Source organism: Undibacterium sp. GW821-FHT11H02, from assembly GCF_058808015.1.
Genome location: NZ_JBXARG010000007.1, coordinates 186,628 through 206,977, shown reverse-complemented (window position 1 = coordinate 206,977; position 20,350 = coordinate 186,628). Strand labels below are relative to the sequence as shown.

Annotated in this window: 21 protein-coding genes; 8 read left to right on the top strand and 13 right to left on the bottom strand. The window is 44.6% G+C overall.

What is annotated here, in order from left to right:
* Window positions 1-60: 60 nt before the first annotated feature.
* A complete protein-coding gene (locus tag AC1RR2_RS09755; protein WP_493222061.1) occupies window positions 61-462 on the bottom strand; it encodes a hypothetical protein in 402 nt (133 codons plus the stop codon).
* 305 nt (window positions 463-767) lie between these two features.
* Here AC1RR2_RS09755 and AC1RR2_RS09750 point away from each other — a divergent pair, with 305 nt between their 5' ends.
* On the top strand, window positions 768-2,111 hold the full coding sequence (locus AC1RR2_RS09750; RefSeq protein ID WP_493222060.1) for a sensor histidine kinase: 1,344 nt from the start codon (window positions 768-770) through the stop codon (window positions 2,109-2,111).
* 42 nt (window positions 2,112-2,153) lie between these two features.
* Window positions 2,154-2,933 (top strand): transporter substrate-binding domain-containing protein, encoded by a 780-nt coding sequence (locus tag AC1RR2_RS09745; protein WP_493222059.1) that lies wholly within the window; start codon window positions 2,154-2,156, stop codon window positions 2,931-2,933.
* A 43-nt stretch (window positions 2,934-2,976) separates the two neighbouring features.
* Here the strand turns inward: AC1RR2_RS09745 and AC1RR2_RS09740 are convergent, their stop codons facing one another.
* Window positions 2,977-3,900 (bottom strand): class I SAM-dependent methyltransferase, encoded by a 924-nt coding sequence (locus AC1RR2_RS09740; RefSeq protein WP_493222058.1) that lies wholly within the window; start codon window positions 3,898-3,900, stop codon window positions 2,977-2,979.
* Window positions 3,901-4,259: 359 nt separating this feature from the next.
* On the opposite strand from AC1RR2_RS09740, the gene AC1RR2_RS09735 reads away from it, so the two are divergent.
* On the top strand, window positions 4,260-4,631 hold the full coding sequence (locus tag AC1RR2_RS09735; protein ID WP_493222057.1) for a BlaI/MecI/CopY family transcriptional regulator: 372 nt from the start codon (window positions 4,260-4,262) through the stop codon (window positions 4,629-4,631).
* A complete protein-coding gene (locus AC1RR2_RS09730; protein ID WP_493222056.1) occupies window positions 4,628-6,049 on the top strand; it encodes a M56 family metallopeptidase in 1,422 nt (473 codons plus the stop codon). Before AC1RR2_RS09735 ends, AC1RR2_RS09730 begins: the two co-directional genes overlap by 4 nt.
* A 221-nt stretch (window positions 6,050-6,270) precedes the next feature.
* Here the strand turns inward: AC1RR2_RS09730 and AC1RR2_RS09725 are convergent, their stop codons facing one another.
* Window positions 6,271-6,678 (bottom strand): SRPBCC family protein, encoded by a 408-nt coding sequence (locus AC1RR2_RS09725; protein WP_493222055.1) that lies wholly within the window; start codon window positions 6,676-6,678, stop codon window positions 6,271-6,273.
* Window positions 6,679-6,904: 226 nt separating this feature from the next.
* Entirely contained in the window at window positions 6,905-7,804 is a 900-nt protein-coding gene (locus AC1RR2_RS09720; protein ID WP_493222054.1) for a DMT family transporter, read from the bottom strand.
* A gap of 125 nt (window positions 7,805-7,929) precedes the next feature.
* On the opposite strand from AC1RR2_RS09720, the gene gcvA reads away from it, so the two are divergent.
* On the top strand, window positions 7,930-8,817 hold the full coding sequence (gene gcvA / locus AC1RR2_RS09715; protein ID WP_493222053.1) for a transcriptional regulator GcvA: 888 nt from the start codon (window positions 7,930-7,932) through the stop codon (window positions 8,815-8,817).
* Window positions 8,818-8,872: 55 nt separating this feature from the next.
* Here gcvA and AC1RR2_RS09710 read toward each other — a convergent pair whose 3' ends face one another.
* The 4 genes from AC1RR2_RS09710 to AC1RR2_RS09695 form a co-directional block, all read right to left on the bottom strand.
* Complete coding sequence (locus tag AC1RR2_RS09710; protein ID WP_493222052.1) at window positions 8,873-10,285, bottom strand: SEL1-like repeat protein; 1,413 nt, start codon at window positions 10,283-10,285, stop codon at window positions 8,873-8,875.
* Between the two features lie 32 nt (window positions 10,286-10,317).
* A complete protein-coding gene (locus tag AC1RR2_RS09705) occupies window positions 10,318-10,950 on the bottom strand; it encodes a hypothetical protein (protein ID WP_493222051.1) in 633 nt (210 codons plus the stop codon).
* A gap of 312 nt (window positions 10,951-11,262) precedes the next feature.
* Window positions 11,263-12,012, bottom strand: a complete 750-nt coding sequence (locus AC1RR2_RS09700; protein ID WP_493222050.1) for a substrate-binding periplasmic protein — start codon at window positions 12,010-12,012, stop codon at window positions 11,263-11,265.
* Window positions 12,013-12,292: 280 nt separating this feature from the next.
* Window positions 12,293-12,886 carry an HD domain-containing protein gene (locus AC1RR2_RS09695; RefSeq protein WP_493222049.1) on the bottom strand — a complete coding sequence of 198 codons (594 nt, stop codon included), beginning with the start codon at window positions 12,884-12,886 and terminating at the stop codon, window positions 12,293-12,295.
* A 301-nt stretch (window positions 12,887-13,187) separates the two neighbouring features.
* On the opposite strand from AC1RR2_RS09695, the gene AC1RR2_RS09690 reads away from it, so the two are divergent.
* Window positions 13,188-13,508: a hypothetical protein gene (locus tag AC1RR2_RS09690; RefSeq protein WP_493222048.1), complete on the top strand. Its 321-nt coding sequence runs from the start codon at window positions 13,188-13,190 to the stop codon at window positions 13,506-13,508.
* Window positions 13,509-13,676: 168 nt separating this feature from the next.
* Here AC1RR2_RS09690 and AC1RR2_RS09685 read toward each other — a convergent pair whose 3' ends face one another.
* The 5 genes from AC1RR2_RS09685 to AC1RR2_RS09665 form a co-directional block, all read right to left on the bottom strand.
* The gene (locus tag AC1RR2_RS09685) at window positions 13,677-14,159 is read right to left on the bottom strand and encodes a DUF1579 domain-containing protein (protein WP_493222047.1); all 483 of its coding nucleotides are present in this window, start codon (window positions 14,157-14,159) and stop codon (window positions 13,677-13,679) included.
* Window positions 14,160-14,579: 420 nt separating this feature from the next.
* Complete coding sequence (locus tag AC1RR2_RS09680) at window positions 14,580-15,071, bottom strand: hypothetical protein (protein WP_493222046.1); 492 nt, start codon at window positions 15,069-15,071, stop codon at window positions 14,580-14,582.
* Window positions 15,072-15,427: 356 nt separating this feature from the next.
* The gene (locus tag AC1RR2_RS09675) at window positions 15,428-15,649 is read right to left on the bottom strand and encodes a hypothetical protein (protein WP_493222045.1); all 222 of its coding nucleotides are present in this window, start codon (window positions 15,647-15,649) and stop codon (window positions 15,428-15,430) included.
* A gap of 156 nt (window positions 15,650-15,805) precedes the next feature.
* A complete protein-coding gene (locus AC1RR2_RS09670) occupies window positions 15,806-16,873 on the bottom strand; it encodes a serine hydrolase domain-containing protein (protein ID WP_493222044.1) in 1,068 nt (355 codons plus the stop codon).
* 438 nt (window positions 16,874-17,311) lie between these two features.
* Window positions 17,312-17,878 carry a hypothetical protein gene (locus tag AC1RR2_RS09665; protein WP_493222043.1) on the bottom strand — a complete coding sequence of 189 codons (567 nt, stop codon included), beginning with the start codon at window positions 17,876-17,878 and terminating at the stop codon, window positions 17,312-17,314.
* A gap of 306 nt (window positions 17,879-18,184) precedes the next feature.
* Here AC1RR2_RS09665 and AC1RR2_RS09660 point away from each other — a divergent pair, with 306 nt between their 5' ends.
* Both AC1RR2_RS09660 and AC1RR2_RS09655 read left to right on the top strand, forming a co-directional pair.
* Complete coding sequence (locus AC1RR2_RS09660) at window positions 18,185-18,736, top strand: hypothetical protein (protein WP_493222042.1); 552 nt, start codon at window positions 18,185-18,187, stop codon at window positions 18,734-18,736.
* Complete coding sequence (locus tag AC1RR2_RS09655) at window positions 18,733-20,178, top strand: TPM domain-containing protein (protein WP_493222041.1); 1,446 nt, start codon at window positions 18,733-18,735, stop codon at window positions 20,176-20,178. The genes AC1RR2_RS09660 and AC1RR2_RS09655 overlap by 4 nt, the downstream gene beginning before the upstream one ends.
* Window positions 20,179-20,350: the final 172 nt, after the last annotated feature.

The window sequence follows — 20,350 nt, the reverse complement described above, 5'->3', positions numbered from 1 at the left end:
AAGTACATAGAAACACATGTAGTTCTAATCTAGATGTGTTTCCTAGCAACTCGAAACTTACTACTTGACCGTCTCTAAAGCAAATACATCTTTGTCGCCATTCAGACAACCCCGTGCTTTGAGTGTTTTGTTGAGGTCCAAGCTTAACTGTAAATCGCTTACCGGAAATAATCTTTCTATCGTCAAAATCGCTTTACCTTCTTCCTTGGGATGTGGCTTAAGTGCAAACACATCCTGCTCGTTCTTAAAAAGTTTGCGACAAGTTTCCATCAGCTCGACATCGTCGGTTTCTAAAGTAAATTTCAAACGCATTGCAGCTGCCACATTATTTGTGCCGGGTGTTTTAGCCGGTGCACTCGCCGCACTTGGAAACAGGGTGATCGCGTTCTTTAATTGATAGATTTTATAAGCATAAAAGAGTATGCCCAGACCACAAAGTACTAAAATAATTCGGCGTGCCATAGTAAAAATTCGATAATAAATATGGTAAAAAGTTTAGATAAATCGTTCTTGATTTTTGTTTTTTTGAAGCGAATAGAAAGTAATGCGAAGTTTATCCGATTTTTCTATGTAAGCCTGGTATGAAATAAGGCATACTTAATTATTGCTGAAGGTAAACAATTCAAATAGTTCGCAAATAAATGTTCATTTCTATGCAGGCAGGCTGATCGCTTGTGATGGTAGGCAGGCATCAAATCAAGTGCGCCTCGCTATTCATTAAAACTTGTTTGAAGTTTGCTATCGTGTTCAAAGATGTGGAGCGTTCTATGTCTGATATCAATTCTAATAAGATGGCGGCGTCGTCTGAAGCGGAGTTGTTGAGCCAGCTAGCAGCGGAACTCACTCAAGCCAAAGCCTGGAAAACACATATCTTGCAAGCGCTTGATCATTTACAGTCTGGCTTGGTGCTGTATGGTCCAGATGATTTGTTGGTATTTTGCAATCGGCGCTTTAAAGAAATTTATCCTGAGATCGCAGATATTTTGGTGGCGGGTGTCGCCTATGAACACATCGCACGAACGTTTTATCAACGTGAATTTTTTCAGCGTACACAAGAAACTGAACAAGAATATGTAGAGCGGCGGGTCAAACAACACCGTAATCCCGACGCTTTTGACAATGAATACCTGATGGGGCCAGATAGTTGGATTTTGGCTTCAGATAGAAAAACGGCCGATGGTGGCGTGATTGGTTTTCGGCTCGATATTAGTGAACGTAAACGTGCCGAACAACAATTAGCCGAGGCAGAAATGCGCATCATGGCTGAGTTGGAAGATAAGGTACAGGAGCGTACTCAGGATTTACTGCTAGCCAATCAAAATCTGGAGCGAGCATTAGAAGATTTGCGTGGTGCGCAGCGGCAGTTGGTGCAAAGCGAAAAACTGGCATCGCTAGGTTTTTTGGTGGCGGGTGTCGCACACGAAATCAATACGCCAATTGGTAATGCGCTCTTGGTTGGCACTGCGATGCAAGAAGAGATAGATAGCTTTGAAGCGCAATTTAAGCAGAAAGTTACTCGTAGCTTGATAGAAAAGCACATTGATTTTGTGACTAAAGGCAGTGATGCTCTGGTCTCCAATTTAAATCGTTCGGCGAAACTAGTGCAAGGCTTTAAGCAATTGGCGGTAGACCGCGCAACTGAACAGCGCCGCCAGTTTATTTTGCGTGAAGTGATAGATGAAGTGTTGTTGGCGATGGGACCTATTCTCAAACGTTCAGGTCATCATTTAGACATCGATGTGGCGAGCGATTTACAGATGGATAGTTATCCGGGGCCATTGACACAAATTATCGTGAATTTTATCAATAACGCTTTGATTCATGCGTTTGAAAATACGACAGGTGGACACATGTGCTTAAGCGCGCATGCAATTGAGGATCAGCATATCGAAATTGTATTTTCTGACGATGGTTGTGGCATGTCCGAGGATGTGGCAAACCATGTCTTCGATCCTTTTTTTACGACTAAGTTGGGGCAGGGCGGCAATGGACTGGGCATGCATATTGCCTACAATATCGTGACACAGTTATTAGCGGGCAGTATCACGGTAGAGACTGCGCCTGGGCAAGGTGCAAAGTGGTTTTTGCGTGTGCCTGGTGTGTTGAATTGAACGTTAAATTTCGAAAGCTTTTTTCTATAGATAATTTGAATGATGTTTATAAAGATTCTTTTGAAATCAGGTAGCGACCTTGGTTTGCTATCTGGTTTGTTTTTTTTGTTGATGTTAAGCGCAGATGCATTTGCAGAGCTTCCTATAGTGGTTGCATGGAATGCCCGACCGCCTTTTCAATACATGGAAAATGGCGTAGAAAAGGGCGCCAGATTGGAGAGGGTTAAGCAGATTTTGAACATGACGCAAATTCCGTTCTCTTTGGTGCAAGAGCCGCCCAAACGTATCTGGAATCAATATGCTGCTGGTGTGAAAAATTATTGTTCCTTCGATTGGTATCGCTTACCTGAGCGTGAAGCCTTGGTGCAATTTAGTATTCCGTTAGAAAAAAACACAGGCTACTCGGTACTGGCAAATATCAATTCATATGACAAAGTCGCTGCACACAAGAACTTAAAATCGCTCTTGACAGACAGCAGCCTGACATTTGGGATGGTTGATTCTGCCAGTTATGGTCCCGAGCTGGAAGCAATGATTAAATTGAGCAAAAACAAGCAAGAGAGGCACAGCGTTTTACCTATGATCATGGCGCGTATGATAGGCGCGAATCGTGCCTCATTTATGTTGATAGAAAAAGCTGCTTGGGATTTTTTGAAAGATTCAGATACTTATTTTCAACAAACCAGAATAGTTGAGATTTCTGGTATCCCCAAAGGATTGGATAGTCATATCGTATGTAGCAAGGATGTCGCTCCTGTCACGATGACAAAAATCAATGAGGCGATTCGTCAGTTATCGAAACCTGCTTCACACACTAAATAGAGACACCAACCGGAAGGCTCTCCCGGTTGGTCGTTGCGGGTGTTTATCCTGCCGCTAAGGACAAATGTTTAGATCGCAATTTTGCAGATGACTTCACGCTGACACGCATCGCATTTTGCAGCGATTCTATGGAGCCGCCAGCACGGTATTGAAAGCTCACCTGTACGATATCGCCCGGCATCACATCTATGGGTGTAGGGATAGGCAAAGCCATGTAGTGGTTGAGCCAATCTATCGTTGAATTATTTTCCATCACAATGGCCAAAATATTTTTGGTCACGAAGCGCAATGCACTTAATTGGCCCGCTGTTTCGATGGTGAATTGACCTTCCCATGCGATCAATAAGTCATTGGCTTGATTAAAATCGATGATCTTGTACAAGGCTGGCTGTGCCAATTCCACGGTGTCGGAACTGAAAGCACCTGGCAACTGAAATTGAATAATCGGTGCCTGATAGCCTGAGAAGTCATATCGTTGTTGCAGTGGCTGTACTGCCATGACCACGGCTTCAGGAATGAAGATGGGCATATGACCAGGGAATTTTTCTGCATAACGTAGCTTGAAGGTTTCTATGACTTCAACTTGTTTTTCGCGCAGCATGGCGACATGAATCATTTCGCAAATGACAAAATCGACGGGTTCAGGCGGCAGATATTCGAAGGCATCCGCATGAATGACCTCGACCCGGTCGCCATATTGATTCATCGCTAACAGACGACGCGCTTCGGCAACCATGTCAGGATTAAATTCCACGCAATAGACTTTTGACGCTGCTTGCGCTGCAAACCAGGATAGGACACCAGTGCCGCCACCGAGCTCCAATACCTTGGCGCCTTCAAATACTTGTCGCTGTATCGCCGCTTTGAAATTGTCCATACGATTCGCATCCATCAACATATTGTGATGGTATTGCAGCGGGATAAATTGGCCTAAGTAGCAGCTCTCAGCTTCGCGTTCGATTAACATGGTCTTCCTTCCTGAATGGGTGTGAGATCGAAAGACTTCAGGGTCTATAACATCCAACCCTGGATCTAGCGTATCGATAGTCTATTCAGCGATCCGCCTTATTCAGTATAGTAAGACTAAGCGCCGATGTAAGGATTATCGGATTTCTTAGTAGAAACAAAGAGCCGAGATGCGTGGTATTTCTGCTTCAATTCGTGCTTTGTCAAAAGTGACTGTTGCTTTTACTTTTCTAAAAAATAAATTATTGTTGAAACTACGAAGATCTTCGTATATATTGAGGTTGTCTACGGAGATCTTCGTAGATTGACGCGTGACAATGATTTATTTATGAGTGTTGTAATAGAAATGAGAAAAGTATCATGGCAAATCCCACTCAATCAGAACTAGAAATCCTCGCTATTTTGTGGCGTCTCGGCGAGAGCAAAATTCAGGCGGTGAATGATGAACTTTGCAAGTTAAGGCCAGTTGGATACACCACTACTTTAAAGACTATGCAAATCATGGAACAAAAAGGATTGCTGGGGCGAAAGAAGGATGGCAAGAGTCATATCTACTTCCCATTGGAACAGCAACACACTACGCAGACCTCATTGGTAGATAGACTTTTGCAAACCGCTTTTGGCGGTTCAAAATCAAGCATGGTAATGCGCCTGTTTGAAGACAACAATGTGACTAAGCAAGAGTTGGCTGAGATTAAAGCTTATTTGCAAAAAATTGAGTCAGACAAATGAGTCAATCCTCAATTCAAGTCTCTAAGTTTGTCGAATTATCTGACCTCTTTGGCATCGACGCATTGCATGCTTTTGCATGGAGTCTTTTGCATTCGTTGTGGCAAGTTGGCTTAGTGAGTTTGTGTTTGGCTGTGCTCATCACTTTGACAAAAAATAGGCAGGCGGCTTTGCGTTATAAGATTTACGCTCTGGGTCTCTTTACCTGCTTTGCGCTCAGCATTGCGACATTCTTTTCTTATTTTCAAAAAAGTGTGTTGATCCTTAGTTTTAGCACGCAGGGCAGGGTGGCGACTTATATACCTCTTACGCGAGACACACATACACTGGCATTTTTCAGTACTTACGTGAATCAACATTTGTCGCTCATTGTATTTTGCTGGAGCCTAGGTTTTGTTCTGATTGGTAGTAAGAGCATATGGAGCTGGCGCGCTGATCAGCGCTTACTACGGCGAGATTCCGAAGCCCTGCCGGTTCATTGGGAAGCTCAGTTTGTTCGGTTAGCACAGAGCATGGGCTTACGTAAACCTGTCCGCTTCCGCTTATCTGACAAGATCAAGGTGCCAAGCGTCTTTGCTTTTTTTAAACCGGTCGTTCTGTTGCCGGCCAGCCTACTACTCGGTATGAGCCCGCAACAAATTGAGGTCATAGTCCTGCATGAGCTGGCTCATATCAAGCGGCATGACGTTTTACTGGCGAATCTGCAGTGTGTATTGAAAGCACTGTTTTTCTTTAACCCTTTTGTATTCTGGATCAGCGCCAAGCTTGATCAGGAACGCGAAAATGCCTGTGACGACATCGCTGTTGGCATATGTAGTGACCCTTTGTTGTACGCTAAAACCTTGCAGCACTTTGCTGAAATGCACACGCGTTTCTTATCTAATACCACAGCCCTTACCGGAAGGAAAAACATGTTACTGCCGAGAATACAAAGATTATTTTTAACAGAAAAAACGAACATTAACCGCGTTCACAGAGTGATCAGTGCAACTCTGCTTCTAAGTATGGGCATCACGACGGCTGCCTATGCGTGGATGCAAATTGACAGTAGGGCTACAGTCAATTTAAGTGCAAAAAATTTGCCACTCAAGCAGCTCTTGCATAAGGCCGAAAGTGCATGCCCTGGTAGTACGGCTAGAGTTAAATTACGTCAGCCCGATATGAGCGTGAACGTCAATTTTGCCAATGTCGCTTGTGCCGATGTCGCTGCTATTTTTGCTGATATGGAGGAGCGGTTTGGTATGAAGTTTACCGACGTACAATTTGATGCCGCCTTGGCGATTTTTAAGCAGCAATGTCCTACGATTTTCCGCAATATCACGCTGAAAAATCCCAGTGCTTTGTATAGTACGGATATGAAAGATGTGACTTGCTTAGAAATTTTGGGGGCAGTGGCGGAGTTTGATGCAAAGCTCAAATAGAAAATCGCTTACCATTAGCCTTCGTCCACCATGCTTGATCTCAAAGTAAGCTGACAAAGCAATAAACTCTTGATCAAGTGATCTCCGCACGGTGGAGTTACAACATTAGGACTTACGCAAAATTGCGCTGGCTAGGCGGAGAGCCGAAGACAGTACAAATGTACGGCGAGGCGAATCCAACGACGCCAGCGTCTGTTTTGCGTAAGTCCTTAACATGTAAATTACTGTGCTGCCTCAACATGACGTTTGAAACTATTCAAAATCGCCTGCCAACCTTGCTGTTGTTGTTCAACAGGATAAGTGTTTTCCGCTTCAAATGTGATGACGACTTTGACACCAGCAGGCGTATCCGAAAAGTGAACCGTCGCCTTGCGGTCGCCGAAGCTATATTCGATTAATTCGTGTTCGACTACCTTCGTGAACGTGCCCGCAAAATCAAATCCCATACTGCCGTCTTTCGCTTCCATACGAGAAGAAAACGTACCGCCTTCACGTAAATCAACGGTGGAGGCGGTCGTATGCCAATCATCTGATGCAGCATTCCATTGTTTGATAGCCTCAGGGGAATTGTAGAGCGACCAAACTTTTGCCAAGGGCGCTGCGACGGTGGTTTCGACGGTGATGTTCATTTTTTTCTCCTTGGGGCGACTTACGATTGAGGCGTGATGGGAATTACAAATTAATTTAACTGATTTTCAATAAGTTTAACATCAGCGACAATAGATGTAATTTCTGAATATCTCAGATTTTGAGTTTTGAAATCAAACATCGTCAAGCATAAATCGAAGTATGAATTGAAAAAAAGAGGGAATGCAATGATGCATACCCTCTTTGTGTTCAGCTTACAAATTAAATTTATCGACTCAAAGTCCGGCTCAAAAATCCAGGTTTTTTCAAGAGACCCAAAGACATTGCCGTTGCCATTAAGACGATCAGGATGCCGGTGATAATCCCAGGGGTGATAGGTTCGTCGAGTAATAAATAGGCCCAAACAGACGCGGTGGCAGGGATCAGGAAGGTGACCGTTACTGCTTTGCTAGCCCCCTCAGTCGAGATTAAATGGAAGAACAAGGCATAGGCAATACCGGTACAGACAACACCCAAAATAATGACCGATACCAGTGCGCTCGATGTGCCGTGTTCAATTGCGTGTGGTACTGAAGGTAATGCAAAGGGTAATAGTGCAAGCGCGGCAGCAAACTGGCTACCTGCTGCCGTTGCCAGCGAAGGAATTTCTTTCGCATACATACGGGTATAGGTCGCGGCGAAGCCATAATTGACGGATGCCCCCATACCTGCCAGCACGCCTGCAATCACCAGAGGTGTCACCGCGACCGGGCCAATTCCGACTAAGACCGCCACGCCAAATAGACCCAAGATGAATGCCGAAATACGTAACCAGCTTAATCGTTCGCCTAGCATGATGAAACCGAAGACTGCTGTAAAAATGGGGGCCAGTGAATTCATGGTTGCCATATAAGCCGATGGGATATGCAAAGCGGACCAAGCAAACAAGCTAAACGGAATAGCGGTGTTACCAAGACCAATAATCAGATAGGTTTTGGCATTCTTTTTCCAATGAAATTCGACGCCGCGATGGCGGGCAAATAGATAGATCGCCAAGGCACCCAAACTGGCACGACCAAACGTCGTCAGGAAGGGGCCAAAAACCGGGGATGCAATACGCATTAACATAAAGCTGGTGCCCCAGATGAGAGCCAGTAACAAGAGTCGAATCAAATTGGATGATGACATAACAGTTTTCTTGGTTAAAGTGAAATGGGGGAGGAGAAAGTTCAGAGCAACATGCTAGTCGCCAAGCTTAAAAAAAGCGAACGATACTTATTGACAGTTACTGTAAGAAAATCTAACAATACGGCATGTTACCCACTTCCTTAAATTCGCTGGTCGCTTTTGAAGCAGCAGCGCGTCATAAAAACTACTCACTGGCGGCCACTGAGTTACACATCACGCACAGTGCCGTGAGTCAGCAAATGCGTTTGCTGGAAGCCTCTTTAGGTATTGCCTTATTTGAACGCAAAGGCAGGCAAATGCAACTGACTGCAGAAGGTAAGGAGTTGCTCAAACAAATTCAGCCAGCATTGCGCCAAATCTCGCGTGCTCTGGCACATGTGAAATCCGAAAAACGTGCCCCCGCAATCCGGGTTGCCACGTTACAGTCATTTGCTACTTTTTGGCTGTTACCAAGATTAGGCAAGTTTCAAGCGGCTTATCCGGACTTGGCGATTCATATTCAGGCGGCGATAGGCTTAGTTAATCTGGATAAAACCAAGACTGATATTGCGATTCGTTTTGGGCTTGGTAGTTGGGACAATTATGATGCCGAACGATTGCTTGATGATCAGCTTTATCCAGTTTGTAGCCCGGACTTTAATGGTAGACGTTTTCCAAGTCATCCCAAACAACTAGGGAATTATCGGATTTTGTGCGTAGAGAATGGACGTGAATGGCAAAATTGGAGCCAGTTTGCGGGTGTCGATATCAGCCACTTCAAACATGAAACTCATCACAGCGACAGTAATCTGATGCTAACCGCCGCCAAAGCAGGGCAAGGGATTGCAGTTGCCCGCCATAGCCTGGTGGCTGAAGAAATCGCGGCCGGCAATTTGGTGCGCCTATTCGACGTGATCGCGCCATCAGACTACAGCTACTATTTGGTAACACCCAAAGGCTTACAAAAGAACGAGGCTTTGCTGGCGTTCGAGCAATGGCTAAAGAAAGAGGCTCAGGCTTTTGCCACACAATGATGGCGGGTGAGCTTAGCGGCAAATGTCGTACGCCTTTTTTCTCTGATGCGTTTAACTACAAAGTTTCGCGTAAAGCCTGCTTGTTTTGATAGTTGCGTAGTTGCTCGTTCAGGGTGTTGAGCGGGAGTCCTAGCGCTTGCGCGTCTTTGAGCGCTTTTTCCTGCCATTGTGCGGCAGCGTTAAAATCAGCATTTTCAGCATACACGGCGGCAGCTGTTCGGTAATAGGTTTGTTTATCTTTATGGTCCGGGTCCACGGAATTGAGATAATTGAGCGCCAGGGCGCCATCGCGCATGGTTTTGTCTGGATGTGTCGCGAGTATCCAGGCAAGTCTGAGTTTGGGGGCAATATTTGCTTTTGAATTTGACTTTGCGGCTTTGTTTAACCAGTACATACCTTGATCTTCATTTTTTTGAAGGCGTGTGCCGCTAAGTAATTCTTGTCCCAGTAAATATTGCGCATCGACGACATCTTGGGCAGCAGCTTTCAATAGCCATGCCAAACTCTTGTTGGGATCAGGCATACACATATTCCCATTCAAGACGTTTTGTCCTAAGAAAAAACTAGACACCGCACTGCCATTCAATGCCGCTAATTGATACCATTTATTGGCATTCTCATCGGATTCCGGTTTGGCTTTGTATTTGGTAAAAGAGGGTAAAACATCGAGATAGTAGGCATAAACAAATTGGGCTTCGGGATTGCCAGTATCTGCTTTTTCTTTTTGTTTTAATAGGGCACGTTCTATCTTTTTCTCGTCAAATTGGGTATCGGCTATAAGGAAATTAAAACGGACTTTGACGCCGTGTATGTCTGTGGCTTTTCCCGCGATGATCATAGGTTCATACTGCCACTGGCGCACCGCATCTAGCACGACATTGGTCAATTCGATGTCGGAGCTGTAATACACAAGATGATCTCTGGTCACGCCCTCTTTGGTGACTGTAAAAAAGACGTCGGCCCAGCCCACTTTACCAGTTCGCAACATTGAGCGTGGATATTGAGGATTCACATTTTTGATACTGCGCAAACGGCTAGTTAAGGAAGTCGCGCCAGCATAAACAGGCAACATACTTTTCTTGATCGCTTCGGGATTAAATTCTGCGTACAGCGCTTGATAAGCTCGATCGCCCAATTTTTTCTGTTCATCGGACAAGCTCTTATAAATTTGCAGATGCAAACCACGCTCTTTGTATTCTGTATCTTGGGTAGCGAGGGCGAGCCACGCATAAGCCTGAACAGCATCTTTAGGAACAAACTCGCCGCGAAAATACATGACACCAAGATTAAATTGGGCTGAGTGGTCGCCAAATTTTGCAGCTTGTTGAAATTCGTGAAACGCCTTTTCAAAATTAGACTGTTCATAGTATTTCAGACCCAGTTCAAAATCAGCATGAGCGGCACCACTGAAACCAAAAAGTGAGAGTGCAGTAGCAAAAAAACAGGTGCGGAAAAAAGTACCTGTCATTTTTTTTACCGACGTGCTTAGCAATACTGTCCTCATCGTATTTGTCCTTGTGTTTGATCTTGTGTTTGATTTTGTGTTTGATCTTGTGTTTGATTTTGTATTGCACTAGTCGGTATCATCTTTGCCATGAGCGATGCGGTGTATTGCAGCCGCTTAATCTTGATCGCCTCTTTATTATTTCTGATTTGAATTTCTTCAAAAGCCAAGTGCGGCTGTACCGTGATCATTTCGCCGTTCACCGAAATCGAAGTCTGTGCATTTTTATCCCAAGCAATAGTAACAGTCACTTCCTTTTCCCACTGCAAGGGAGCGCGGAAGTATTTAAAGTGGGATTCCGTATCACTAGTATAAAACTTGATGTGCGCTTCCGGACCGCTTGCGCAGTCGTTACCTGCGAAGCTGATGCGTATCGGGCTTTCGCCTAATCGCTGCGCTGAAAATAAGGAGATTTGCGTGCTTCCATTGCGTGGAATGTGCAAGTCAAATTGCAGATTTCCAGGCTCGCGATTAAGCGGCATACGCCATTCTTTGATTTCACCAATATGAGTATTGACCGGTGGGTAGCTGGCCGGGGCCATGCTGGCACAGGCAGTTAGCAGACCGATGGGGGCGAACAAAAGAATGCGCCCAAAATGGCTCAAGGAAAAACGAGAAAGATAAATCATGGGGTGGCTATCGAAGCGTTTTGTGTTGATGCGTTCTACAACGCAAATTGACACAGAGTATGGTGCATTTAAGATATTGCCACAAGTGCTACAAATTAAAAAAATAGGACTTACGCAAAACAGACGCTGGCGTCGTTGGATTCGCCTCGCCGTACATTTGTACTGTCTTCGGCGCTCCGCCTAGTCAGCGCAATTTTGCGTAAGTCCTAAAAACTAAAAATTATTTAGCTTGTCGCTTTTCTTAAAACACGCCCTAGGTAAAGCAGCGTGATGGCCTTGATATTTTGCCTGTCGCTCATTTTGATGAATGAATTATCGATATTTATTCTCGATAGCCTTATAGCTTCCATCCATCTTCATTTCTCTTAATTTCGAATTCAGGAGGGAGATGGTCTCAAGGCTCATTTTCGGATTACATGCTAAGTAATAGTCCGAAGTCGCATAATTGAATAGCCACGCGACTTTGCCTTCAAGTTTTTCATTTTTGATGATTTTTTTGCCGTGAATATCACCTGCAGTCGCATAATCAATTCGACCTAAAGCCACATTTTTGAAGGTCGTCTCGGATTCTATCGAGGTCACTAAGTGGAAGCCTCTTTCTGCGAAATAGGAAACAGACACATTGCCAGCCTCAGTGCCGATTAGTGATTGTTTGATGTCCTCCAGGCGAGTGATTTTGCCTAATTTGTCGGGCTTGCCGAAAATAGCCCAATTGCCAGTAGAGATCGGCCCTATCCAATGGAACCAAGCTTCTCTTTCTTTGGTGCGCGCTGTTGAAAAGACGCAGGTATCTGAGTTATTCCGCGCTAATTCAAAAGCCCGGTTCCAACTCATCATTTTCATTTGATAGGGGATATGACTGCGCTTCAATAATGCGTGTACTTTATCGGCAGACTGACCGTATATGACGCCACCTTCTTTGTCAGAAAAGTTGAGAGGATAGTGATATTCTGTAGTGATATTGATTGAGGCCTGCTTCGTTTGAGCCATGCTCGCCTGGCTATATGCGCCAGAAAATACTAAGCAAATCAAGAAGCGCTCGAAGTATCCCGTTTTTCTCATGTTAAGCGTGCCAAAGTGGTGTTCCGATAAGCAAGAGAACTTAGGGCCAATGACTGGAATCGGCAGTGTTTCAAGCCACCTTAGTGGTCAGCATAATTCAAGCGTGTACTTGGGTCAAATATTGTTCGCCGCTTTGCAACTTGTTGCAGATCGTAGAGAGCAGGGCATAGGCGCACTCAGGTTTCGAAGTTGGAAAAAGTGAAAATATTAAGGGCAATACGAACGTACATGCCACCTCTGTAATTCGGCTGCGGATAAAAAGAGCCCAATTCAATTCGCTTCATTCTGTTCTTAACCAACCTCGTTCTGTAGCGATGTCTATTTGCGTCAATACGTAGATCCAAAGTTGTGGTGCCGAGGTTTCGAGGTATTGATTGCGTTGCACCACTTGATGTCTTAATACCTTGTTTTGTGCCCAACTACCGCCTTCGTTTTGCATGTTTTGAATTAGCGGAAGTATTCGATCCATCGCCTTCGCAAATTGCGCATCGGGCGTTTCAGCTTGCTCAAATTCATGCCAGAGCACGATAAATTTTTCACGCATCGATGCAGGCAATAACCCAAAAATACGATCGGCAGCCACCATTTCTTTGGCCGCTTGTTCACCTAATACAGCCTGATGATCAAACGCGAACGTATCACCCGCATCAATCTCCACAATATCGTGAATCAGCAACATTAAAGTCACACGTGCAATATCGACGGCCTCATTCGCATAGGGTGCCAAGACATGGGCGGTCAGCGAAATATGCCAGCTGTGTTCAGCGCTATTTTCGTAACGATTGTTATCACCTTTGATCAACGCTTTACGATAGACCGCTTTGAGTTTGTCGAGTTCGAGGATGAAATCGATTTGTTGGGAGAGTTCTTGCATGAATGTTTTGAGAAAAGTGAGGAAAATTGGCGATGCATGTTCGTTTCCATGCATTCAAGTAAGTAAGGTCGTGATTCTATGCGTAATCAGATGTTTGCGCGGAGTTAGCCAAGAAATCTTCGTCGATATTTTATAAGGGAGTTAGTCTTGACCGCTCATTTTGATGCACATAAACTATGTGTGATACTTTGCAAGCGTGTCCATGCGCTGAAGCCTTTACATGACCACCATCGTGTCATACGTATCAGCGCTATTTCGATTGGAAATGAGTTTCGCATTCATCTTGAAGGAGTGATTCATCATGGCTTACCTATCTGAAGCCGATTGGAAGGTATTCAAGCAAATTAAAGAACGCGCTTTAGAAAAATATTGTTTGCAGTGTCTGGCTGAATTTAAGGCGATCGCTGATAGAAGCGAATTGTTACCGCATGAACGCTATCTCTTAAACTATAAAACCGTCACACAACGCGACATGAGCTTGGCGAATATTTTCAATGGTTTGAGCCGATCACGTGCTTTTGTGCAACTCGTACTTATTCGCCGTGAAGCGTTGGCAGATCAAGATTTGATCGGGCAATTGTCTGAACAACTGCAAACGCAAACGCATCCTAAGAATTTTTAATCAAGTTGAAAAGCTTCCAATACATTTTCTCAGATGCCCTAGCGGCGAAGAAACGTAATTGAGCCGTAATAGGGTGCAACAACCAAAGGCATATTGCACCAACCAAGGTTAATTGGATCACAAGCGAAATAATTGCAACTCGCCCTTGGGCCTAGTGTCCATTACTTATCACTTGCGCCGATAATGCGCGCTCATGAACTGATGCCAGGCACCGTCGGCGCTTTGCATACGCGAAGTGAGTGTGCGGTGATCTGGTGTAATGAATTCGATAATATCCTGATATTTCGACATCGTGCCATCACCAGCGAAGCTCGGGCCTTCGGAGTCAAGGGTAAGAATTTTCGCCGACGCATCGAGTGTGCCTATATAGGGCCATAAATGCGTCATCACGGATGCGATAAAGGTTCCGACAAAGCGTTGTGTGTGCGGGTCGTAGCCCAGTGTCATAACCGAATTCCATGGCCCACCCTCGGGTGAATCACTAGTTCCCTCACCGATAGTCCACAAATTGCCCAATGGCTTAACCACCTCTGTTCCTGTCGTTTTCATAGGAGGCTGATCTGGCCCCATGAGGCATTCGGATTCGAAAGTCCACTCGCCGACGAGTTGTTGTAGCCAAAGATGTTCAGTTTGTGGTTCAGGGATCTGCATGATTTCACTCCTTTAGTGGTGATGAACGAACGATGCTTAGGATAGACGTTTTAGGAAAGTGCTCGCTTTGATTTTTTGTAGTCAAAAGATAGCCGAATGCAAAAATAAATGCAATTTGTTTCAAGCCTTTTTAAACCCGCTTGGAGCTTGGACGTAAGAGCTTATTTCCTCACAAAAATTGGATGCGAATCGGTAGGGTTGGCAAGGCTTCATCGTGGCCACGCGTTACATTATTAAATGTGAAAATCGAGAGTGCATTCTTTTTTCATAGTCGTTAGAGGGTCTTAGTTGGGAGTTATCCAATCCACATGGGCACAAAGAACCTGCCTAACTTACGTGGCCGAAGATTTTTCCTATCAAGAAGCGACCTGATTCTCATTGCGCGTTTTGAATTGAGGGCGCCATAAACGCTTATCGTTTTTAAAAATGCCAACGTACAAAAGCGACGAGCACAAAAACAGCAATCAGAACCAGCGGTAGTATCGCTGGAAACAGCGGAGAAAATTGCGTATTTATTGGGCGGCTTGGCCAATCGTTGCGAACAAATGAAAAATAAACATGCTGGCGATCGGTATAGTTAGGGCGACTCTTGGCTTCAAGATTCCACAATAAGCCAGCGGCCAAATAGATGATAGGAGACAGGGTCAAATTGCCAAACCACCGCCTTGTATAGCTACCGTCGCGCCACAGGAGATAGGCATCATAAAACCAGCTACTTGAAAAAAAGAGTAAAGCAAGGGCAATAATTAAGTAGCGTAAAGGCCGTTTGCCATTGAAGACTTGGTAGATTAAACCAACCGACCACGGTGCCGTCGCGAAGGTAAGTAGCGACATTCCAGATCCGCTTACTACATCCCAAGTCTCATCATTGGTATAGGATCCAGCAAAGCTGACAAAGAGAAATGCTGGCACGAATATCGAAAGCTTCCACGGTATGCACAGAAACGCATAATAATCGCGCCATTTGTGAAACAAGTATTTTCGTTCAATCCATAGAACGAGTAGGCCGCTCAGACAGAATGAAATCCAGATTGCCATATAACCCAAAAAAAATACAGGGAGATCGAGTATCTGCATGTCTGTGTATAAAAAGTAGGAATTAATTCTTGAATAAATTTAATAATCGATGGAATGATTTATTGGCTAGGCGCCATCAGGTACTTAAAAAATTTAACCATCTTCCTTATTGATCATCGTTTGGGAAAAAAGTGTACGTGCAACGAAGCTAAACTAGCTGCGTCCAGATTTAATCGTTTGCCGCTTTTTTACTATCGACCTTTGCTGGCAAATAGAAGCAGGGCGGCACCGGCGACTATGGATGCTATTCCTGCCCAAAGTGGCATATTGACTGTTTGTTTCTCTTTGACAGACAGTTCAATCGAACCGAGCTTGATGGCAGTAGTATCTTTTGTATAGCTGAATCCGCCAAAAGCTGAACCAACTATTCCGCCAATAATTAAAATGATGCCGAGTATTTTGAGTGCATTCATGATTCCGTTCCTTTTTGTCGTATGGTATTTGTGGAGAACTGATCATAAGCTAGTTTGCGAATTTTTAATGACTATTTATCGTATTTCACTGGTGTGTAGAGTGGGCACGGCATCATCGTGCCCACATGGCTGATTTTCTGACGAGAGTCAATTGATTTAGGGTTTTAAATTTTGCTTGAGTGCCGGCACGATTTCTCCAGCGATCAAATCGGCAATCCGCTTTGGATTTACCTTTGATCGATTGGTCAGCACAACCACGCTTAGTTGGTTATCGACATATCTGCTAATTTGCGTCGTGAATCCTTGCCAGGCACCGCCATGCTCAATGTTTTTGTGGCCATTGGTTTCGGACAAAAACCATCCATAACCATAGGGAGAATTAGACCCATTGTTTAGCTTAACAGGCGTCCAACTGAGATTTTTCTCCTGGGCACTCAAAGGAAAATCTTGGTAAAGCGCGAGATCCCACAGCGCCAAATCATGCGCTGTCAAATACAGGCTTCCATCTGCAGTTCGATTCAATGCTGGAGACACCCAGGCTTGATTTTTCCATTCGCCATCAACCAGATCATAGCCAGCGGAACGGTGGAGGATGATCGTACGTTCATCGATGATGCGCGTTTTCATCCCTAGTGGTTCAAAAATGCGCTGCCGCAACTGATCGCCATAAAATTGGCCACCAACTTTATTCGCAATAAAACCCAGCATGTGATAACCCATATTTGAATACAACCACTTTTCACCTGGTTTGAACAACATGGGAACCGTGGCTTCTAGTTCGATGAGGGCTTGGTCGGTATAGTTCTTTCTGAAATCCAGTATGCGATAAGGATCATCTAAGCCCGACGTGTGCGTGAGCAACTGGTGGATCGTGATATTTTTCCATTCACTCGGAAGCTTATCGAGATACTTGTCGATCGTATCATGCAAGTTGAGCTTCGCATCGCGTGCCAATAAAAGGATCAGTGCCGCAGTGAATTGTTTGCCGACGGAGCCTGATTGAAAAATAGTGTGCGGGCTGACTTTGACTTGATGCTCGAGATTTGCGTAACCATAGCCTTCTTCTTTGATAATTTTTCCCTTATGCACGATAGCGATGCTGACACCTGGAATCTGCTGCCTTTGCATTTCACTTAGCACTAGCTCATCAATCGTATCGGCGTGAGCAACCTGTGTGGTGATCAGCGTACTGAGTAAGCTAATTATCCAAAATATCGGCTTCATGCAATCTCCTTTTTAGTTTGCCTCGGTGTGCTAAAGATGGTTCAGCGATCTTGATCAGGCTTGAAAATTTTGCTCGCCTTTAGCTGATTATTTTATTTTGAAATCGACAAGAATGCATCTTTTCTTATCTGCGATAAATTGTAATCAAGGGAAATCACGCGAATCGTTGATGGACCTATAGTGATTTGCGATGCTCATTATCCGCATGGTCACAAGAACGCGTTATTTCGGATTAATGTTGGGTGTGGCTCAAAGACGCATTACCCGATCCGACACTCGTTTGATCAACAGCAAAGAAATTTACTTGGCGATCAATCTAAGTAATCTAAGTAATTGTTCGCCCTGATTAAGCGTCATACGGCGCAATACGGCTGCGGAGATTGGCAACTTACAGAAAGCTTGCATCTTAAGGCTCTGAAAACCTTTTACAATAATAGACTAACTCTTGCGGCGCGCGACACCGATAAAAAATCGCTGCCACTTCTTGGACTTCTCGTCAAATATGAGAAATTCCTTCGTCACCGACCCATCGGCCTGCTTAGAATAAACTCCCTTAAATGCGGATGCTGGATCACCACTATTGGGATATATACGTCCCTCCAAAACAAAGCTGCCATCCTCACTCAATCCACCCGAGTAATCAATATGAAAGCTCCCGCTCATCCAAACTTGACGCCATTTTCCCGTGGATGGATCAACAAAATTCATTCCTGTGCCAGTAGCGCCTGATAGCTCTTTCCAGTCTTCAAGTATCAAGCATGCTTGACCCCGACTACTATAGCTTTGATCTGCAATTTTTTTTCCATCTTGAGTGAAGAATTCCCACTCACCGATTAAAAAATCTAAATCGCGGTAGGGCGCACTATCACTTGCGCAAGCTGCGACAGGTCTTTGTGTTTGTTTTTTTGTCGCTTGAGTATTTGGCGAGGCCAAAGTGATAGGTGGGCAGATAACATAAGAAAACAAAGTAAAAACTAATATTCCGATCTTAGAGAGGGTATTCATTTAGATTCTTTCTAATTTGTGCTTTATTTGGCTTAAAAGCGTTAATTTGACATGTTCAACGAATCGGCAGCGAATAGTTTGGTGCTCTATTGTAGATAGGGAGGTCGCCGCAATTTTGAGCTAAAAAGAAATTTCTTTTTAAGATAATATTCTATACAGAAAATATTAGAAAGTTTCAAAATTTAATTTGTGAGTGTCGAGTGTAAGTAAGCGCTATGATGCCGAATGGTTTACATTGGAATGCTTAGCTAAGTCTGTGTGGCGTAGCGGTTTTTTTACGAATATTCAGTTCAAGAAGGGGTGCTTATGATGATGGTTCAACGATTGATGCTCACCTGCGCTTTGATCTGTCTATGGCAAATTGGCCATGCGCAAAATTTGACCACAGAACAAGCCTACGCCGCGATTCCGCATGCACGTACTGTGTTTAATGTCGAGCAGTCCAAACTGACAAGCCAACAAAAAGATGGGCTTAAGCGCTTGTTTGCCTTGAGCGATCAAGGCGTCGTGTTAAAGGTAGAAGCGATGCGTGCGTTTCAAGCCGGTGATAAAGCGCGTCTCGATTATTTTGTACAAAGGTATACGTTCTTAATCAAAGGCCTGCAGGATCTGGTGATTCCTAGCGAATTAACTGCAGCACGTAATTTGATCGTGGCGGCTGTGCAAGATCATCAACGATTCTATGTGCGTAAGCAACAAGAAATCGGTCGGCAAGCTTGGAGTTTAAGTAATGAAGCGCATCAGGCTAGTCAAAAATTGCATCAAGCCTACGCCGATTTGTTGAAACAATATCCTCAAGAAAACGCCAGAAACCGACAAGCATTTTTTGACTACCTGTGCGCATTGGATTTTCTATGATACGTTTCGGCCAGCGTAGACTGCTGCTCATAGTCTTGGGTGTTGCGGCGCTAGGATTTGTCATGTTCAAGACGACTTACTTGTCATCGTCAACGCAAGCGAATTCGGGTTCCACGTTTCCGGCAGATGGCTTGATCAATACCTCTAGTGATCATCAATACGATAGGGCATTGCGTAGTTCGCTACGTTTTTTTCAAGAACGTACACAAATTCGCTTGGGATTGATTTTGCAAGATCATTTACCCACAGGACTGAGTATCGAGCAGCAAGCGGCGCAACGCTTTGCCACACTAGGATCTGCCAAGCAAGCGGCTTTGCTCTTGATTTGGTCAGAGCAAGAGCATCTATTCAAGATAGAAGTCAGTTATCAATTGGAAGGCGTGTTTCCTGATGCCTTATGCCGTCGACTAGAGCAAGCCGCACGTACTTTTATGCTTTCGTCCGCACCATTTGCCAAGCGTGATTTTTTGACAGAAATCATCGTGACTATGGGCATTGATTATTTGGATTTTCAAAAGAGCGGCCAAGTGCATGATATGGCGATTCCCAGCCTGTCACCCCTAGCATCGATGAGTCAGCACTTTTCTGGCGGTGCTGGTATCGTTGGACGTCATTACGCCGAGACCCTGGAGCAAGTGCAAGCGGCAGTGCCTGCTTTGTCGGCCGAACTTGAGCACAGCATGCAGCCTGATCAATCGCTCAATGTCGTATTGCAACGCTATCTCGATTCATTGCGCTTGGGCATAGGCTCACCCCGCTTACCTCTATTGAGTGAGGGCAGTCAGTTTTTTCGTATGAATAAACCTCATACGGCCGCTTATTTGCAACGTATGTATCGTTACTATCAAAAATCGATGCCGTATCAGATTCTGCAAAAAGAAGATTTGGCGGTAGTGAAATTTCCTATTAATTCGCCAGTGCAACCGATACTCATGCGTAAAAATGCGGATGGATTGTGGCTGATCGATGAAGCAAAAGCTTGGGCTTATTTTCATCTATATGAAGATGGCAGTAGTCACCCAAAATTTGATTCTGGACTTTTTGCATTCGCTAGGCGCGATCAGACTTCGGTGTATTACGATCGTATCGTTCCACCAAAATTGAATAGTGATGCGAGCAGCGCTAACAGCACCGTCAAACATCGCTTACAAGCTGCCGAAGCGCGCATTCAACAGCATCCACAGGATGCGCAAGCCTATCAAGATGTGGCAGAAATTCTTCAGTTCGATATGTATTGGATACAAGCTGCGGCGGAGATGTATGAAAAAGCCTTGTCGCTGGCGCCGCAAAAAAACGAGTTGCACTGGCGCTTAATCGACATCTACGCCAACACCACGGATATCGACGCTGAAGAAAAACACTATCTGGCTTTGCTCAAAAACACACCTGAGGATGCGCTGCTCAAGCACTATTACGCTTGGTTTAAGAAAAACTATGGATGAAATACGCGGTACCGCGTATTTCATTATTTGCCAATCTAAGCATCACTCCAAGCTTGAGACATCTGCACAACCTACTGCGCGGCCGAATTTTGAGTTTGCGATGCTCGCTGTGCTCTAGCACAGGTGCGCTTCTCAACTCAAACTTCAACCGCTCGCTACGGTTGTGCAGAGG

Excerpts from the sequence above, each read along its gene's own strand:
- AC1RR2_RS09725 (WP_493222055.1), bottom strand. The coding sequence starts at position 6,678 with ATGAACATCACCGTCGAAACCACCGTCGCAGCGCCCTTGGCAAAAGTT.
- AC1RR2_RS09720 (WP_493222054.1), bottom strand. The coding sequence starts at position 7,804 with ATGTCATCATCCAATTTGATTCGACTCTTGTTACTGGCTCTCATCTGG.
- AC1RR2_RS09675 (WP_493222045.1), bottom strand. The coding sequence starts at position 15,649 with ATGAATGCACTCAAAATACTCGGCATCATTTTAATTATTGGCGGAATA.
- AC1RR2_RS09690 (WP_493222048.1), top strand. The coding sequence starts at position 13,188 with ATGGCTTACCTATCTGAAGCCGATTGGAAGGTATTCAAGCAAATTAAA.
- AC1RR2_RS09665 (WP_493222043.1), bottom strand. The coding sequence starts at position 17,878 with ATGAATACCCTCTCTAAGATCGGAATATTAGTTTTTACTTTGTTTTCT.
- AC1RR2_RS09705 (WP_493222051.1), bottom strand. The coding sequence starts at position 10,950 with ATGATTTATCTTTCTCGTTTTTCCTTGAGCCATTTTGGGCGCATTCTT.
- AC1RR2_RS09700 (WP_493222050.1), bottom strand. The coding sequence starts at position 12,012 with ATGAGAAAAACGGGATACTTCGAGCGCTTCTTGATTTGCTTAGTATTT.
- AC1RR2_RS09730 (WP_493222056.1), top strand. The coding sequence starts at position 4,628 with ATGAGTCAATCCTCAATTCAAGTCTCTAAGTTTGTCGAATTATCTGAC.
- AC1RR2_RS09695 (WP_493222049.1), bottom strand. The coding sequence starts at position 12,886 with ATGCAAGAACTCTCCCAACAAATCGATTTCATCCTCGAACTCGACAAA.
- AC1RR2_RS09740 (WP_493222058.1), bottom strand. The coding sequence starts at position 3,900 with ATGTTAATCGAACGCGAAGCTGAGAGCTGCTACTTAGGCCAATTTATC.
- AC1RR2_RS09710 (WP_493222052.1), bottom strand. The coding sequence starts at position 10,285 with ATGACAGGTACTTTTTTCCGCACCTGTTTTTTTGCTACTGCACTCTCA.
- AC1RR2_RS09660 (WP_493222042.1), top strand. The coding sequence starts at position 18,185 with ATGATGATGGTTCAACGATTGATGCTCACCTGCGCTTTGATCTGTCTA.
- AC1RR2_RS09670 (WP_493222044.1), bottom strand. The coding sequence starts at position 16,873 with ATGAAGCCGATATTTTGGATAATTAGCTTACTCAGTACGCTGATCACC.
- AC1RR2_RS09745 (WP_493222059.1), top strand. The coding sequence starts at position 2,154 with ATGTTTATAAAGATTCTTTTGAAATCAGGTAGCGACCTTGGTTTGCTA.
- AC1RR2_RS09750 (WP_493222060.1), top strand. The coding sequence starts at position 768 with ATGTCTGATATCAATTCTAATAAGATGGCGGCGTCGTCTGAAGCGGAG.
- AC1RR2_RS09655 (WP_493222041.1), top strand. The coding sequence starts at position 18,733 with ATGATACGTTTCGGCCAGCGTAGACTGCTGCTCATAGTCTTGGGTGTT.
- AC1RR2_RS09685 (WP_493222047.1), bottom strand. The coding sequence starts at position 14,159 with ATGCAGATCCCTGAACCACAAACTGAACATCTTTGGCTACAACAACTC.
- gcvA (WP_493222053.1), top strand. The coding sequence starts at position 7,930 with ATGTTACCCACTTCCTTAAATTCGCTGGTCGCTTTTGAAGCAGCAGCG.
- AC1RR2_RS09755 (WP_493222061.1), bottom strand. The coding sequence starts at position 462 with ATGGCACGCCGAATTATTTTAGTACTTTGTGGTCTGGGCATACTCTTT.
- AC1RR2_RS09735 (WP_493222057.1), top strand. The coding sequence starts at position 4,260 with ATGGCAAATCCCACTCAATCAGAACTAGAAATCCTCGCTATTTTGTGG.